The sequence below is a fragment of the Stenotrophomonas sp. OVS01A genome (assembly GCF_019969775.1).
Classification (GTDB): Bacteria; Pseudomonadota; Gammaproteobacteria; order Xanthomonadales; family Xanthomonadaceae; genus Stenotrophomonas; species Stenotrophomonas indicatrix.
Genome location: NZ_JAHXYV010000002.1, coordinates 362,959 through 378,449, shown reverse-complemented (window position 1 = coordinate 378,449; position 15,491 = coordinate 362,959). Strand labels below are relative to the sequence as shown.

Sequence of the window (15,491 nt, the reverse complement as noted above, 5' to 3'; positions counted from 1 at the left end):
GGCCTGGATCAGAGCAGAACAACATCGAACTGCTCCTGCAGGTACTGCTCGTCCGCCTGGAAGCGGATGCTCTTGCCGAGGAACTCTTCCAGCTCGGCCACGGCCGTGGATTCCTCATCGGTGATCCGCGCCACCACCTTGCTGGACGCGATCACCAGCAGGCGCGCGGCATCGAACTGGCGCACCGCGCGGGTGATCTCGCGGAAGATCTCGTAGGTCACCGTTTCGGTGGTCTTGATGGTGCCGCGGCCACTGCACTGCGGGCAGGTTTCCGACAGCTGGCGCTCCAGGCTTTCCACCGTGCGCTTGCGCGTCATCTCCACCAGGCCCAGCGGCGAGAAGTCGTACACCGTGGTCTTGGCATGGTCGCGGGCCAGCGCCTTTTCCAGGGTACGCAGCACCTGGCGGCGATGCTCGGCGTCATCCATGTCGATGAAGTCGATGATGATGATGCCGCCCAGGTTGCGCAGGCGCAGCTGCCTGGCCACCGCCTGCGCGGCCTCCAGGTTGGTGCGGAACACCGTCTCTTCCAGGTTGCGCTGGCCGAGGAACGAGCCGGTGTTGACGTCGATGGTGGTCATCGCCTCGGTCTGGTCGATCACCAGGTAGCCACCGGATTTCAGGGGTACCTGCTTGTCCAGCGCACGGCCGATCTCGTCCTCGACCCCGAACATGTCGAAGATCGGACGATCGCCGCTGTACAGCTCGATCTTCTCCGCCAGCACCGGCATGTACTTGGCCACGAACGCCTGCAGCTGGGCGAAGGTCTCCTTCGAGTCCACCTTGACCTTGTCCACGTCCTTGCGGATCAGGTCGCGCACCGAACGCAGCGGCAGGCTCAGGTCTTCATAGATGTTGCTGCACGACGCCGCTTCGCGGCCGCGGCGCTCGACCACGTTCCACACCCGTGACAGGTAGGCGATGTCTTCGGCGATCGCCTCGGCCGGCTGGCCCTCGGCATTGGTGCGCACGATGTAGCCGTAGCCGCCGTGCTGGGCCGACAGTTCGGTCACCAGCGCTTTCAGCCGCGCGCGCTCGCCTTCGTCCTCGATGCGCGCCGACACGCCCACCACCTTCGACTGCGGCAGCAGCACCATGTAGCGCGAGGGAATGCTGATCTGGGTGGTCAGGCGTGCGCCCTTGGTCCCGATCGGATCCTTCACCACCTGCACAACGATGTCCTGGCCGTCGCGCAGCAGCTCCACGATCGGCACGCTGGACGGCGGCGGCAGGGTCGTGTTCTCGGTATCGGCGCTGGCCACCGGCGCCGGCCGCACCACGTCGTTGGCGTGCAGGAACGCGGCGCGCTCCAGGCCCACTTCGACGAATGCCGCCTGCATGCCCGGCATGACCCGCTGCACCTTGCCCTTGTAGATGTTGCCGACCACACCCCGGCGCCAACCGCGCTCGATGTGCAGTTCCTGCAGCATGCCGTTCTCGATCACCGCGACCCGGGTTTCGCGCGGGGTCACATTGACCAGGATTTCCTCAGACATCGGCAGCCTCCCTGGCGGCATCAGCAGTTGGGGCCAACACGCCGCAGCGGGCCAGCAGACGATCGGTATGCAGCAACGGCAGCCCCATGACACCGGAGTAGCTGCCGGAAAGGTGTTCGATCCAGCGCTCGGCACCGCCCTGGATGGCATAGGCACCCGCCTTGTCCAGCGGCTCGCCGGTGGCGACGTAGGCAGCGATGTCGGCGGACTCGATGGCGGCGAAGGTGACCTCGGAAACAACCAGTTCGCTGTCCAGCCCGCGCGCGTCCACCACCACCACGGCGGTCATCACCTGATGGGTGCGCCCGGCCAGCCGTGCCAGCATCGCCCGCGCGTCGGCGGCGTCGGCCGGCTTGCCGAATACTTCGCCATCGAGCACCACTTCGGTATCCGAGCCCAGCACCCGCGCCTGCGGGTCATCGGCCAGCACCCGTGCCAGGCCGGCGCGCGCCTTGTCGGCGGCGACCCGGCAGACATAGTCCTGGGCACTTTCAGAGGCCGCGCGCTGCTCGACGACCTCCAGGTCCAACGCCTGGAAAGGGTGTCCGAGTCGGGCCAGCAGCTGGTTGCGTCGGGGGGAGCGGGAAGCAAGATAGAGCATCGACACAGCATAACCTGACGCCGGTACCTGAATCGTCGGACAATCCTTCCCCGGCGCCTGCAACCCCGAACGGACTCACAACGCGTTCATCGCTACGACACCACCCTCACCGCCACAACAAGGAGATCCCATGCGTCGCACCGCCACCCCGCTGCTGCTTGCCCTGTCCCTCGCTCTTGGAGCTTCGATGACCGCCCATGCCGACCCGTCGTCGCCGTCGATCGCCGCCGCGGCCGAAGGCACCCTGCTGAACATCTCGGCCAACGCCGAAGCCACCCGTGTGCCGGATGTCGCCACGCTGTCGGCCGGTGTGGTCACCCAGGCCGCCGACGGCAACAGCGCCATGCGCCAGAACGCCCAGCAGATGGACAAGGTCCTGGCTGCGATCAAGGCCGCCGGCATCGCCGAGCGCGACGTGCAGACCAGCGGCGTCAGTCTCAACCCGCAGTACCGCTATGCCGACAACGAAGCCCCGAAGATCACCGGCTACCAGGCCAGCAACACCGTCAGCCTGAAGGTCCGCGACATCGCCAAGCTGGGCAAGGTGCTGGACGCGCTGGCCGCGCAGGGCGCCAACCAGATCAACGGCCCGCAGTTCGAGATCGACCAGCCCGAGCCGGTCTATGACGAAGCGCGCCTGGCGGCACTGAAGAAGGCCCAGGCCCGTGCCCAGACCTATGCCAAGTCGCTTGGCCTGCAGGTGCGCCGCATTGTCAGCATTTCCGAGAACGCCGGTGGCGGTTTCCGCCCGATGCCGATGATGCGTGCGCAGGCCGCCGGCATGGCAATGGACAAGGCCACCCCGGTCGCCCCGGGTGAGTCGACCGTCTCGGTGAACCTGGACGTGGTGTTCGAACTGGGCCGCTGAGGCTCCTTCCGTTCAACCGACGGCGCCCTGCGGGGCGCCGTTTTCGTTTCCACCGCCGCCGTGCCGGCAGCGTTACATGAAGGGCAGCTCAACGCTGCCGCCCCTGCCTCTAGGCAGTGGTGGAGGCGGCGCGCTAATGATTGACTGCCAGCCGCGTGCGGCAACCCCGATGGCGGCCCTGGTGCGTTGAGGACTTCGACACTGGCATGGAGGTGGACCATGGTTCGTACGTATCCCGTAGTACCCCTGCACTTCGATCCCGCCCGCGTTGCCGCCTGGAGTGCGGCCATCGCCCTGCATCTGCTCGCGTTCCTGTTGTTGCTGATCCCGGCGACCTACCAGGCCATTACCGCGCTGCCGCGCGATCAGACCACGGTACGGTTCATTCCCAGGGAAGAGCCCAAGCCGATCGAGCCGCTGCCGGTGCCGACCGAGCCTGAAAAGGTGGAGGTGGTGCACAAGCGGCAGGCCACGCCGGTGCCCGCACCGCTGCCGACCCCCACCGCGACCGTCGAGGAGGCCCAGGGCATCATCCTGCCGGCGGCCGAGCCGACCGCGGTGCAGGCTGCGCCGACCATTGCCCCGTCCACGCCGCTGGCCGGCGCCCAGCTGCAGTACCGCAGCAACCCGCCGCCCAGCTACCCGATCCAGGCCCTGCGCAATCACGAACAGGGCACGGTGCTGCTGCGGGTGGAAGTGGACCCCAGTGGCCAGCCGGTGAACGTCAGCATCGAACGCAGCAGCGGCTCGCGCAGCCTGGACCAGGCCGCCCGCCAGCAGGTGCTGCGCCACTGGCGTTTCGTGCCGGCCGAGCGTGATGGCATGGCCGTTCCCGCCATCGGCATGGTGCCCGTGCAGTTCTCCCTGCCCGACTGAGCCACGGACCGGCCCGGCCGCACGCCGGGCCGGTCACAACGGTGAATGGGCCGGAGCAGGGCCAATCTGCCCGGTTATTTGAACTTCGTTGGAAAACCGTTACGAATTTAGTAAAACTTCACACCTCCGTCACCTGCCGGAAACCTAGATTGACGCGTCCCGGGACACACCGGAGACAGCCCTCAATGCTCGAGTTTTCCAGTCAGGAGAGAAGCTGTGAAACACCCGATCCAACGGCCCGCCAGCCGCCGCCGCAACCACCTGGCAACGTCCATCACCCATATCCTCACCGGCGGCGCCCTGCTGCTCGCCGGGGCCGTGGCTTCCTCTTCTGCATTCGCGCAGGAACAGGCCACCAACCTTGACCGGATCACCGTCACCGGTTCGAACATCCCGCGCACCAACACTGAAACACCGTCGCCGGTGCAGGTGGTGACCCGCCAGGAAATCGATCGCACCGGCAAGACCACGGTGGCCGAGTACCTGCAGACCCTGACCGCTGACGGTTCCGGTTCGATCCCGAAGACCTTCGGCAACGGCTTCGCCGGTGGTGGCGCAGGCATTTCGCTGCGCGGCCTCGGTGCCGGCTCCACGCTGGTGCTGTTGAACGGCCGCCGCATGGCGACCTATGGCCTGGCCGATGACGGCCAGAAGGTGTTCACCGACCTCAGCACCATTCCCCTCGACGCCGTCGAGCGCGTGGAAGTGCTGAAGGATGGCGCCTCGGCGATCTATGGCTCCGATGCCATCGCCGGCGTGGTCAACATCATCCTGCGCAGCGACTTCCAGGGCGGCATCCTGCGTGCCTCCTACGGCACCTCCGGTGATGGCGACGGCAATGCCAAAAAGGCCACCCTGACCGCCGGTACCGGCGATCTGGCCACCGATGGCTGGAATGCGTTCTTCAGCCTGGATGTCGGCAAGACCGACGCGATCAAGATCAGCGACCGAAAGAACCGCAAGTGGATCGGCACCGGCGATATCCGTCCGTGGGGCTACGGCAACAATGCCCAGTTCCTGGGTGGCGCCTTCCTGTCCGGCCGCACCCGCGGTGGCGTGGGCCCCACCGGCGCGGTATATGACGACCGCAATGTAGACGAAGACAATCCCGCCTTCCTGGTCGCGCTGCCGGGCTGCGCCGGCCTGACCACGATCCCCGGCCAGACCGAGGCCACCGCACAGGCCCAAGGTTGCCTGTGGGATCCGAACCAGCTGTACCGTGACCTGACCCCGGAGGAGAAGTACGTCAACGTGTTCGGCCGCGCCAGCTTCGCCTTTGGCGAGGGCGGTGAGGTCTACACCGAAATCGGCTACTCGAAGAAGGAAACCACCTTCAGCAACACGCCGTCGGGCGTGTCCGGCGGCTGGGGCTATCCCGGCGGCCCGGTCAACGCCAACAGCGGCGACGGCGCAACTGTGCTTGGCCCGAACCATCCGGACAATCCGATCCCGGGCCAGGCCTCGCGCCTGCGCTATTCGGCGTGGGATGTCGGTCCGCGCGTGACCAACAACACCAACGAGTTCAACCGGTTCCTGGTTGGCGTGAAGGGCAACTGGGGTGACTGGAGCTACGACACCGCCTACCTGCACTCCGGCACCGATCTGGTCAACAAGCGCACCGGCTTCCTGCGCTACAGCGCCGTGCAGTGCGCACTGGGCAATCCGAACTGTGCCGGCGGTGTGTGGCGCATCGGCGACAATGCCAACCTCAATTCGCAGGCACTGTACGACTACATCTCGCCGCAGATCAGCGCACGCGCCAAGTCCAGCCTGGACATGTTCGACTTCACCGTGTCGCGCAGCCTGATGGATCTGAAAGGTGGCCCGCTGGGCCTGGCGATGGGCACCGAGTGGCGCAAGACCAGCAACAGCCTGACCCCGCAGACCTACACCGACCAGGGTGACATCATCGGCCTGGGCTACTCGGCCTACGACGGCACCCAGAACGTGTATGCCGGCTATGTCGAACTGTCGGCGCCGGTGCTGGAGCAGCTGGAACTGTCGGCCGCCATGCGCTACGACAAGTACGAAAGCGGCGAAGGCAAGGCGACGCCCAAGGTCGGTATCAAGTGGACCCCGGCCGACTGGATCGCGCTCCGTGGCAGCTATGCAGAAGGTTTCCGTGCCCCCAATCCGGCTGAAAACGGCGATGGCGGCCTGGCAGCGTTCTCCAATGCCGCCGACCCTGTGCGCTGCCCGGGCGGCAATCCGGCCCCCGGTGCAACGGACGACGATTGCGGCGCTCTGCCGGTCGCCATCATCACCCGCCCGAACAAGGATCTGAAGCCGGAAGAGTCCAAGAGCTATTCGGTGGGCATCGTGCTGCAGCCGACCTCCTCCACCTCGTTGACCGTCGATGCCTGGCAGATCAAGCGCACCAATGAAATCGCCCAGGGCGATACCGGCGCAGCCATCGCAGCAGGCAACGTGCTGCGCGACAACAACCTGCTCAACGGCGTTCCCGGCACCGGCAGCATCCTGGCGGTGAACACGCAGTACATCAACGCTGCATCGACCCGCGTGCGCGGCATCGATACCGATATCCGCCAGACCTTTGACATTGGCCCGGGTCAGCTGGAAATGGACCTGCAGTGGAGCCACGTGCTGAAGTTCGAGCGCACCGATGCCGATGTCACGAGGGATTACGCCGGCACCCATGGCAACTGCGATGTGACCAACTGCATCGGCACGCCGAAGGACCGCATCAACTTCGGCACTACCTGGAAGCAGGGCAGCTGGAGCGTCAGCGGCGTTGCCAATTACATCTCGAAGATGGAGAACACGGACTTCCGTGGCCCGGACGGCTCTTACCAGTTCGCCTATGCCGACGGTACCGACGTCACCAAGATCTCCTCGTTCACCACCTTCGACCTGTCCGGCCGCTGGAACATCACCGAAGCCTTCGAGCTGAACGCCTCGGTGCAGAACGTGTTCGACCGCATCGCTCCGCTGGATCCGACCACCTACGGTGGCGTGAACTACAACCCGCTGCACTTCAGCGGTGCGATTGGCCGTTACTTCACCGTCGGCGCAAAGTACACCTTCAACTGATCCACGACGTCGTTTCAATGCAAAGGCCCGGGCTCACGCCCGGGCCTTTGCTTTTTTCCACACGCGACAGCGTCCATCATGGGCATCCCGACACCTGCGCCGCGCCTGATGCCCTCATCCAACCAACGCCTCGGCCTGGCCGCACTGACCGCACTGGTGGTCGGCTCGATGGTCGGCGCCGGCATCTTCTCGCTGCCGCAGAACGTGGCGCGCAGCGCCGGCCCAGCCGCCGCGCTGATCGGCTGGGCGGTCAGCGGTGCCGGCATGCTGATGCTTGCCTTCGTGTTCCAGGCCCTGGCCAACCGTCGCCCCGACCTGGACACCGGCATCTATGCGTATGCGCGCGAAGGCTTCGGCAACTACATCGGTTTCTCCGCCGCCTGGGGCTACTGGGTCGCTTCGGTGCTCGGCAACGCCAGTTTCTTCGTACTGATCTTCAGCGGTCTCGGCCACTTCGCACCGGTGTTCGGCGAAGGCAATACACCGGCCGCCATCGCCGCATCGTCGCTGTTGCTGTGGACCGTGCACCTGCTGGTGCTGCGCGGCCTGCGCACCGCGGCAATCATCAATGGCCTGGTCACCGTGGCCAAGCTGGTGCCCATCGCGCTGTTCCTGATCCTGGCAGCCGGCGCATTCCGCATGGACGTGTTCCGCGCCGACTTCTTCGGCGCTCCCGCGCTGGGCGACATGGGCCAGCAGCTGCGCGGCATGATGCTGGTCACCGTGTGGGTATTCATCGGCATTGAAGGTGCCAGCATCTATTCGCGGCGCGCGGCACGACGCGCCGATGTGGGCCGCGCCACCGTGATCGGCTTCATCGGCGTGTGGCTGCTGCTGGTGCTGGTCAGCCTGCTGTCGATGGGCGTGCTGTCGCAGGCCGAACTGGCCGGCCTGCCCAATCCCTCGATGGCCTATGTGCTGCGCGCGATCGTTGGCGAATGGGGCGCGACGGTGATCATCATCGGCTCGATCATCTCGGTACTGGGCGCGCTGCTGGCGTGGGTGCTGCTGTGCGCCGAAGTGCTGTTTGCCGCCGCTGGCGATGGCACGATGCCGGCCTTTCTCGGCCGCGAGAATGCGCGCGGCGTGCCCGCCAATGCGCTGTGGTTGAGCAATGGCCTGATCCAGTTGTTCCTGCTGCTGGTGCTGTTCAATTCGGGCAGCTACACCAGCCTGGTGCTGCTGGCGGCGTCGATGAGCCTGGTGCCGTACTTCCTGTCCAGCGCATTCGGCGTGAAGCTGGCCTGGCAGGGCGAGGCCTACGCCAGCGCGGCCGGTGCCCGCTGGCGGGACTTCATCGTCGCGCTGCTGGCCAGCGCCTATGCGTTGTGGCTGGTGTATGCCGGTGGCCTGGACAACCTGCTGCTGTCGGTACTGCTGTATGTGCCAGGCGTAGTGCTGTACGCATTGACCCGGCGCCAGCGTGGCGAGCGGGTTTTCACCCGCTGGGAAGGGGTGTTGTTCGGCGCGATCCTGGTGGTGGCGATTGCTACGCTGGTGGCGTTCGCCCGTGGCGCGCTGACCCTGTAGTGCCGTGTCTGTTGTCGGAGGATCTCGCGCCATGCATCCACGCATGGCGTGGATCCACCGCCGCACGCGACTGCACGGCGCGACACAACAAAAGAGGCCTGCATCTTGCGATGCAGGCCTCTTGAATATGGCGCCCGAAGTTGGACTCGAACCAACGACCCCCTGATTAACAGTCAAGTGCTCTAACCGGCTGAGCTATTCGGGCAGACCGCCAGTATAACGACTCTTCACGCGCGATGGTAGGGGTGATTGGCCAACATCGCAGCAGCGCGATACAACTGCTCGGCCACCACCAGCCGCACCAGCATGTGCGGCAGCGTCAGCGGGCCGATCGACCACTTTTCATCGGCCAGCGCAGACACTTCAGGCGAATGCCCTTCCGGGCCACCGATCAGGAACGCCAGGTCCCTGCCCTGTCCACGCCAGTGCTCCAGGCGCTGCGCCAGCTGTTCGGAACTGAGCTGGCGGCCCGGTACGTCCAGTGCAACGACATAGGCATTCTTCGGCAACGCAGCGATCACCCGCTTGCCCTCGTCGTCGGTCGCGCGACGTGCGTCGCGCCCTTTGCCACGCAGGCCGGGCTCGATCTCCACCAGCTCGAACGGCAGCCAGTGCGAGAGCCGCTTCTGGTACTCGGCAAATCCCTGCGCCACCCAACTGGGCGCGCGTTCGCCGGTGGCGATCAGGCGGGCTTTCATCAACATTCCTCCAAAACGTCGACGGCGCCATCGGCGCCGTCGAAAACTGCATCAACGAATGGCTCAGGCCACTTCGTCGTCGTCGTAGGACGGCGGCTGGTCGCCAACGGTCCACAGGCGCTCGAGCGCGTAGAACTCGCGCACGCGCGGCAGCATCACGTGCACGATGACGTCGCCCAGGTCGACCAGCACCCATTCGGCTTCACGCTCACCTTCAACACCCAGCGGCATGACGTCGATGTTCTTGGCGAAGCGCACGACTTCGTCGGCGATGGACTTCACATGGCGGGTCGAAGTACCCGATACGACCACCATGTAGTCGGCGACGCTGGACTTGCCGCGTACGTCGATCTCGACCGGGTCCTTGGCCTTCAGGTCTTCGGTGGCTTGACGGACGCTGGCCAGCAGTTCCGGCACGGAGGGCGGCGGGCTGGGCAGATCGACCTTGATGGTCTGGGGCTGGGTCTGGTTGCTCAAAGCGGGTCGACTCGATAAACGTGGGGGCGATTATACGGGCACAGCGCGGCAACCGTATTCACGAGGTGGCGGGGCGGTACAGGCCGTGGCCAGAAACGTAGTCGGCCACCGCCGGTGCCAGCATGGCCCGCCAGGGGCCGCCCGCGGCGATCTGGGCGCGCACGGCACTGGCCGATTCCACCCGCAGCGGGTGGTGCAGGCGCAGGATGCGGCCGGCCGGGCTGGTGAACAGGGCCTGCTCGTTGTCGGCCCAGCGCCCCTCGGTGGCCTGGCCCAGCGCGCCGTCGACACTGGCCCGCAGCGGGCTGCCGGGCCGCTCGGCAACGATGAAATGGGCCAGACCGAACAGCGCCTGCCACTCGTGCCAGCTGGGCAGGCCCAGCAGGCTGTCGGCCCCCACCAGCCACGCCAGCGGGCGGCTGGGGCCCAGTTCGGCCCGCAGTTCGCGCAGGGTATCGACGGTATAGGAAGGTCGGCCAGGGAAGCGCTCGGCCCGATCCAGCTCATGACGGTCCAGCAGCAGGCCCGGCTCATCGCCGATGGCCAGGCCGAGCATGCTGCAGCGTTGCTCGGCGGTCGCGCCCGGTACCGCGCGATGCGGCGGGTCGGCGGCAGGCAGCATGCGCACCGCCACCTGCAGTTCATCGCGCGCGGCGCGCGCGATTGCCAGATGGCCCAGATGCACCGGGTCGAAGGTGCCCCCGTAATAGATCCGCAGGCTCATGGATCAGGCCCGGGCGAGCAGCCGCACCGCACGTGCTTCGGCCACCGCCACCAGCAGGCGCTCAAGTGCAAGCCAGGCATCGCCGTCTGCGCGGCCCTTGGCGATGCGGTCAACCAGCCCTGCTTCGGCCACGAAACGCTCCCAGCGCTTGCCTTCCGGGTGCCGCTGCAGCGCGCGCTTGTAGGGCGCCTGCCGCGATTCCCAGATACCCCGGGATTTCATCTCCGCCGCCAGATTGCCGCCACGTGCCTGTACCCGTGCCAGGCCGGCACCGGCCAACAGCTCGCGGATCACGATCGGCATCAGCGCGGCCACGGCCTCGCCTTCGCCGCGCAACCCGGCCAGCATCCTCAGTACCGCCTGGGGCTGGCCGGAGAAGGCGGCTTCCACCAGTCGGAACACGTCGTAGCGGGCAGCATCGGCCACCAGCGATTCCATCCGTTCCACGTCCAGGGTCTGGCCGTCGGCCAGCAATACGAGCTTGTCGATCTCCTGCGCAGCCGCCAGCAGGTTGCCTTCCACGCGTTCGGCCAAGCGCTGCACGGCCGCCGGTTCGGCGCGCAGGCCCCTGCTGCGCAGGCGCCGTTCGATCCAGTCCGACAGCTCATGCGGCTTGATGGCCCAGGCCACCGACAGCACGCCGACGCGGTTCACCGCCTCAGCCCATTTGCCCTGGTGGGCCTTGCTCCATTCGTTGGCGGTGATCATCAGGATCACGTCCGGCGCCGGGTTGGCGCAGAACCGGCTGATCACCTCACCGCCGTCCTTGCCCGGCTTGCCGCTGGGCAGGCGCACTTCCACCAGGCGGCGGGCACTGAACAGGCTGGGGGCATTGAAGCTGGCGTCGAGCTGGTTCCAGTCGAAATCACGGCCATCGGCATCGAACACTTCGCGCTCGTCGATGCCGGCCGCACGTGCACGGGCACGCACGGCATCAGCTGCCTCCAGCACACGCAGCGTTTCCGGACCGGCGATCAGGTAGACCGGCGCCAGCGCCGTGTCAGCACCCTGCCCGGCCAGCTGTTCCGGTCGCAGTTCCATCAGGCGCCCGGCTCAGTGCTGGACGGCGGGTGCGGGCTCAACCGGATCGTGCTCGACCGGCTTCGGCGCCGACAGGCTGCCGCCCTTTTCCAGTTCGGCGCGGACCACGCTGTCGATGCGGCGGATGATCGAGGCCGACATTTCCCGGCGCAGTTCATCGGCCAGGATCTCGCGTTCGGTGGTGGTACCGGTGGCGTCGGTCGGCGGCGACACGTAGTCGCGCGACAGTTCGATCACCTGCTGCGGCACCAGTTCGCTGCCGTCTTCGCGGCGGAAGATGAAGATCACCGCATAGCGCAGGCTGTATTCCTGCGCGCGGCCCTGCGAGTCGATCGCGATGGGCAGGTCGCCCCAGCGTTCGGACAGCACCTGCAGCTGGGCATTGGGGCCCTCGCTGTCCTCATCGGCCAAGCGCGCACCGGATGCCAGCAGGCTGCGGTTCAACAGCTTGACCAGCTCGCTGTAGGGCGCGGTGGAGACCACCTTCACCGGCGCCGTGTCGGTCGGCAGCATCAGCTTGTTGCGCAGGTGGAAACCGCAGCCGGCGAGGCCGAGGACGAGAACGAGGGCAAGCAGGATTCGGGTCATGGAGACAGTCTGGCGGAGCCGGGCGATCACGGCAACAGACAGGGTGCCCGAGGCCGCGTGAACGCAGGGCCATCGGCCGGGCGTGCCCGGCGTGGCGACAACGCACCGACCGCCACGATGGCGGCCGGTGCCAGGTACATCAGGCAGCGACGATGTTCACGATCTTGCCGGGGACGATGATGATCTTGCGCACCGTCAGGCCTTCCAGGAACTTGGCCGCGTTCGGCTCGGCCAGCGCCAGCGCTTCAACCTGTTCGCGCGCGGCATCGGCGGCGACCTCGATCGTGCCGCGCAACTTGCCATTGACCTGCACGGCCAGGGTCAGCGCGTCGCGAACCAGCGCACTGCTGTCGGCCTGCGGGAACGGCTGGTCTTCCAGCAGCGTTTCGCCATGGCCCAGCACCTGCCACAGGGCGTGGCTGGCGTGCGGGGTGATCGGGTTGAGCAGCAGCACGATGGCCTGCAGCGCTTCCTGGCGCACGGCGCGCCCCTGCTCGCTGCCGTCCTCGAACTTGGCCAGCGCGTTCATCAGCTCCATCACCGCGGCAATGGCGGTGTTGAAGCTGTGGCGGCGGCCGTAGTCGTCACCGACCTTGCCGATGGTCTCGTGGGTCTTGCGGCGCAGGGCCTTCTGGCTGGCATCCAGTGCAGCCGCGTCGAGCGCCGGTGCGGCACCGTCGGCAGCGTGCTTCTGCACCTGTGCCCACAGGCGGCGCAGGAAACGGGCCATGCCGTCCACGCCGGCTTCGTTCCATTCCAGCGACTGTTCCGGCGGTGCCGCGAACATCGAGAACAGGCGCACGGTGTCGGCACCGTACTTGCCGACCATCGCCTGCGGGTCCACGCCGTTGTTCTTCGACTTGGACATCTTCTCGGTACCACCGACCACCACCGGCTGACCATCGGCGATCAGGGTGGCGCCGGTGATGCGGCCGCGCTCGTCGCGCTGCACTTCCACATCGGCCGGGTTGATCCAGTCCTTCGAGCCGTCCGGGTTCGGGCGGTAGTAGGTCTCGGCGATCACCATGCCCTGGCACAGCAGGTTCCGCGCCGGCTCGTTGCTGTCCACCATCCGCGCGTCGCGCAGCAGCTTGTGGTAGAAGCGGAAATACATCAGGTGCAGGATCGCGTGCTCGATGCCACCGATGTACTGGTCCACCGGCAGCCAGTAGTTGCCACGCTTGTCGACCGCATCGCGGGCGCCCGGCGAGGTGTAGCGGGCGTAGTACCAGCTCGACTCCATGAAGGTGTCGAAGGTGTCGGTCTCACGCTCGGCCGCGCCGCCGCAGTCCGGGCAGGTGGTCTTGCGCCATTCCGGATCGGCCTTGATCGGCGAACCGGTGCCGACGAAGTTGACGTCTTCAGGCAGCACCACCGGCAACTGGTCTTCCGGCACCGGCACTGCGCCACACTTGTCGCAGTAGATCACCGGGATCGGGCAACCCCAGTAGCGCTGGCGGCTCACGCCCCAGTCGCGCAGACGGTAGTTCACCCGGCGCTGGCCCTGGGCCTTGCGCTCGAAACGCTCGGCCAGCGCCTCGAAGGCGCCCTGGAAGTCCAGGCCGTCGAACTCGTCGGAGTTGACCAGTTCGGTCTCGCGGGTCTTGTCGCCGTACCAGTCCTGCCAGCGCGTCGCGTCGTAGGCGCCCTCGTCCTTGCGCAGCGACTTCAGCGCGATGACCTGGCGGATCGGCAGGTTGTACTTGTTGGCGAATTCATTGTCGCGCTGGTCGTGGCCCGGTACAGCCATCACCGCGCCGGTGCCATAGCCCATCAGCACGAAGTTGGCGACCCAAACCGGCACCTGGGCACCAGTAACCGGATGCACGGCGCGCAGGCCGGTATCCATGCCGCGCTTTTCCTGGGTCTCCAGCTCGGCCTCGGACACGCCGCCCTGCTTCATTTCCGACAGCAGCGCAGCCAGTTCCGGATTGTTCTTCGCGGCATGCAGCGCCAGCGGGTGTTCGCCGGCGATCGACACGAAGGTCACGCCCATCACAGTATCCGGGCGGGTGGTGAACACGCGCAGCGGATCCAGTGCGGCGCCATCGACGTCGCGCACATCGAACTGGATTTCCAGGCCTTCGGAACGACCGATCCAGTTGCGCTGCATGGTCTTGACCGAGTCCGGCCAGCCGTCCAGTTCATCCAGGCCGTCCAGCAGTTCCTGGGCGTAGTCGGTGATGCGCAGGAACCACTGCGGGATCTCACGCTTTTCCACCAACGCGCCGGAGCGCCAGCCACGGCCGTCGATGACCTGTTCGTTGGCCAGCACGGTCTGGTCGACCGGGTCCCAGTTCACCACCGCGTTGCGGCGGTAGGCCAGGCCCTTGCGCATCAGGCGGGTGAACATGCGCTGTTCGTGGACGTAATAGTCCGGGCGGCAGGTGGCGAACTCGCGCGACCAGTCGATGGCATAGCCCAGCGACTTCAGCTGGCTGCGCATGTGGTCGATGTTCTTGTAGGTCCAGGCGGCCGGCGCGGTCTTGTTCTTGATCGCGGCGTTTTCCGCTGGCAGGCCGAACGCGTCCCAGCCCATCGGCTGCAGGACGTTGTGACCGGTCATGCGCTTGTAGCGGCTGATCACGTCGCCGATCGTGTAGTTGCGCACGTGGCCCATGTGCAGCGCACCGGACGGATACGGAAGCATCGACAGGCAGTAGTACTTCGGCTTGTCCGAGGCTTCATCGACCTCGAAGGCACGGGTAGCATCCCAGTACTGCTGGGCGGCGGATTCAACCTGCTGCGGATCGTAAACGTTGGGTTCGACGCTGGTCATGTAACACGCGGTTGCGGCGGCAAAGCGGTACAGCGTACCGCAGTGCGGCAAATGGCTCCAATCCTGCCTGCCGGACCGGCGCGCGGCGTGGCTGCGGGAAGCGTCTCAGCGCCCGCGCGACAGAGGCAGGGCCAGGGCCAGCCAGAGCGCCCAGCAGGCAAAGGCCAACCGCTGCGCCAGCGCCGCCGGCAGTACCCCCGGCAGGCCGAACGCCAGCAGACCGGCACCGATTCCGCAGGCCAGCGTCAGCAGGCCCAGCCTGCGCCCGCCGGAATGCCGCAGCCGCGCCGCGCCCAGCATCACGCTGCCGGCGACAAAGGCCAGTGCCCAGACCATCCACACGCTGGCGTGCAGCTTGCTGGCAGGGCCCTGCATGCCCATCTGGTCTTCGAAATCCAGCGGCAGCAGGCCCATCGCGATGAAGGCGAGACCGGCCAGCAGCAGCATCTGGCTGCCCACGCGTGCCGTCCAGGCGGCGTCCACCGGCAGCTGCCGGCGCAGGCGCTCGGCCACGACCACCGCCAGTGCACCCGGCAGCACCAGGCCCAGCAGGTTGAAGCCCAGCGCATGGGGGATGCCGTGCGCGCCCAGCCAGGTCACCGGATGCATCGCCTGCGAATAGTCCGGCAGGGCCGCACCGAAGCCGGCCACCGACAGCACGAACAGGGCTGCGGCGAGCATGCCTACCCAACGATCCAGCCGAACCACGGACATTGCAGCCACTCTTCAGGAGAACATCAGGCCATTGTCACGGCAGCTGGC

At 66.7% G+C, this 15,491-nt stretch carries 13 protein-coding genes and 1 tRNA gene; 4 read left to right on the top strand and 10 right to left on the bottom strand.

What is annotated here, in order from left to right:
• Nucleotides 1-8: 8 nt before the first annotated feature.
• Nucleotides 9-1,496, bottom strand: a complete 1,488-nt coding sequence (gene rng, locus LC407_RS10555) for a ribonuclease G (protein WP_025879287.1) — start codon at nucleotides 1,494-1,496, stop codon at nucleotides 9-11.
• Nucleotides 1,489-2,097, bottom strand: coding sequence for a Maf family nucleotide pyrophosphatase (locus LC407_RS10550; protein ID WP_093821177.1), 609 nt, complete (start codon nucleotides 2,095-2,097; stop codon nucleotides 1,489-1,491). Before LC407_RS10550 ends, rng begins: the two co-directional genes overlap by 8 nt.
• A 130-nt stretch (nucleotides 2,098-2,227) precedes the next feature.
• On the opposite strand from LC407_RS10550, the gene LC407_RS10545 reads away from it, so the two are divergent.
• The 4 genes from LC407_RS10545 (at nucleotide 2,228) to arcD (ending at nucleotide 8,422) form a co-directional block, all read left to right on the top strand.
• Complete coding sequence (locus LC407_RS10545) at nucleotides 2,228-2,965, top strand: SIMPL domain-containing protein (protein ID WP_025879289.1); 738 nt, start codon at nucleotides 2,228-2,230, stop codon at nucleotides 2,963-2,965.
• A 219-nt stretch (nucleotides 2,966-3,184) separates the two neighbouring features.
• Nucleotides 3,185-3,841, top strand: a complete 657-nt coding sequence (locus LC407_RS10540; protein ID WP_025879290.1) for an energy transducer TonB — start codon at nucleotides 3,185-3,187, stop codon at nucleotides 3,839-3,841.
• 216 nt (nucleotides 3,842-4,057) lie between these two features.
• On the top strand, nucleotides 4,058-6,892 hold the full coding sequence (locus LC407_RS10535) for a TonB-dependent receptor (protein WP_223482797.1): 2,835 nt from the start codon (nucleotides 4,058-4,060) through the stop codon (nucleotides 6,890-6,892).
• Between the two features lie 108 nt (nucleotides 6,893-7,000).
• Complete coding sequence (gene arcD, locus LC407_RS10530; protein WP_223482947.1) at nucleotides 7,001-8,422, top strand: arginine-ornithine antiporter; 1,422 nt, start codon at nucleotides 7,001-7,003, stop codon at nucleotides 8,420-8,422.
• Between the two features lie 128 nt (nucleotides 8,423-8,550).
• On the opposite strand, the gene LC407_RS10525 is transcribed toward arcD, so the two are convergent.
• The 8 genes from LC407_RS10525 to LC407_RS10490 all read right to left on the bottom strand — a co-directional run bounded on the left by LC407_RS10525 (nucleotide 8,551) and on the right by LC407_RS10490 (nucleotide 15,443).
• A tRNA-Asn gene (locus LC407_RS10525) sits at nucleotides 8,551-8,627 on the bottom strand.
• A 22-nt stretch (nucleotides 8,628-8,649) separates the two neighbouring features.
• Nucleotides 8,650-9,120: a 23S rRNA (pseudouridine(1915)-N(3))-methyltransferase RlmH gene (gene rlmH, locus LC407_RS10520; RefSeq protein WP_223482796.1), complete on the bottom strand. Its 471-nt coding sequence runs from the start codon at nucleotides 9,118-9,120 to the stop codon at nucleotides 8,650-8,652.
• A 63-nt stretch (nucleotides 9,121-9,183) separates the two neighbouring features.
• A complete protein-coding gene (gene rsfS, locus LC407_RS10515; protein ID WP_025879295.1) occupies nucleotides 9,184-9,597 on the bottom strand; it encodes a ribosome silencing factor in 414 nt (137 codons plus the stop codon).
• Between the two features lie 58 nt (nucleotides 9,598-9,655).
• Nucleotides 9,656-10,321 (bottom strand): nicotinate-nucleotide adenylyltransferase, encoded by a 666-nt coding sequence (nadD, locus tag LC407_RS10510; RefSeq protein ID WP_223482795.1) that lies wholly within the window; start codon nucleotides 10,319-10,321, stop codon nucleotides 9,656-9,658.
• Between the two features lie 3 nt (nucleotides 10,322-10,324).
• Nucleotides 10,325-11,362: a DNA polymerase III subunit delta gene (holA, locus tag LC407_RS10505; RefSeq protein ID WP_088100589.1), complete on the bottom strand. Its 1,038-nt coding sequence runs from the start codon at nucleotides 11,360-11,362 to the stop codon at nucleotides 10,325-10,327.
• A 12-nt stretch (nucleotides 11,363-11,374) separates the two neighbouring features.
• Nucleotides 11,375-11,950, bottom strand: coding sequence for an LPS assembly lipoprotein LptE (lptE, locus tag LC407_RS10500; RefSeq protein ID WP_033831702.1), 576 nt, complete (start codon nucleotides 11,948-11,950; stop codon nucleotides 11,375-11,377).
• Nucleotides 11,951-12,089: 139 nt separating this feature from the next.
• Nucleotides 12,090-14,729, bottom strand: a complete 2,640-nt coding sequence (gene leuS / locus LC407_RS10495) for a leucine--tRNA ligase (RefSeq protein WP_080148863.1) — start codon at nucleotides 14,727-14,729, stop codon at nucleotides 12,090-12,092.
• Nucleotides 14,730-14,834: 105 nt separating this feature from the next.
• A complete protein-coding gene (locus tag LC407_RS10490; protein ID WP_033831703.1) occupies nucleotides 14,835-15,443 on the bottom strand; it encodes a DUF998 domain-containing protein in 609 nt (202 codons plus the stop codon).
• Nucleotides 15,444-15,491 lie beyond the last annotated feature (48 nt).

Bases quoted from the DNA above. Each gene is read 5' to 3' on its own strand.
- arcD (WP_223482947.1), top strand. From the start codon at position 7,001: ATGCCCTCATCCAACCAACGCCTCGGCCTGGCCGCACTGACCGCACTG.
- rng (WP_025879287.1), bottom strand. From the start codon at position 1,496: ATGTCTGAGGAAATCCTGGTCAATGTGACCCCGCGCGAAACCCGGGTC.
- nadD (WP_223482795.1), bottom strand. From the start codon at position 10,321: ATGAGCCTGCGGATCTATTACGGGGGCACCTTCGACCCGGTGCATCTG.
- rlmH (WP_223482796.1), bottom strand. From the start codon at position 9,120: ATGAAAGCCCGCCTGATCGCCACCGGCGAACGCGCGCCCAGTTGGGTG.
- leuS (WP_080148863.1), bottom strand. From the start codon at position 14,729: ATGACCAGCGTCGAACCCAACGTTTACGATCCGCAGCAGGTTGAATCC.
- LC407_RS10550 (WP_093821177.1), bottom strand. From the start codon at position 2,097: ATGCTCTATCTTGCTTCCCGCTCCCCCCGACGCAACCAGCTGCTGGCC.
- LC407_RS10490 (WP_033831703.1), bottom strand. From the start codon at position 15,443: ATGTCCGTGGTTCGGCTGGATCGTTGGGTAGGCATGCTCGCCGCAGCC.
- LC407_RS10545 (WP_025879289.1), top strand. From the start codon at position 2,228: ATGCGTCGCACCGCCACCCCGCTGCTGCTTGCCCTGTCCCTCGCTCTT.
- lptE (WP_033831702.1), bottom strand. From the start codon at position 11,950: ATGACCCGAATCCTGCTTGCCCTCGTTCTCGTCCTCGGCCTCGCCGGC.
- holA (WP_088100589.1), bottom strand. From the start codon at position 11,362: ATGGAACTGCGACCGGAACAGCTGGCCGGGCAGGGTGCTGACACGGCG.
- LC407_RS10540 (WP_025879290.1), top strand. From the start codon at position 3,185: ATGGTTCGTACGTATCCCGTAGTACCCCTGCACTTCGATCCCGCCCGC.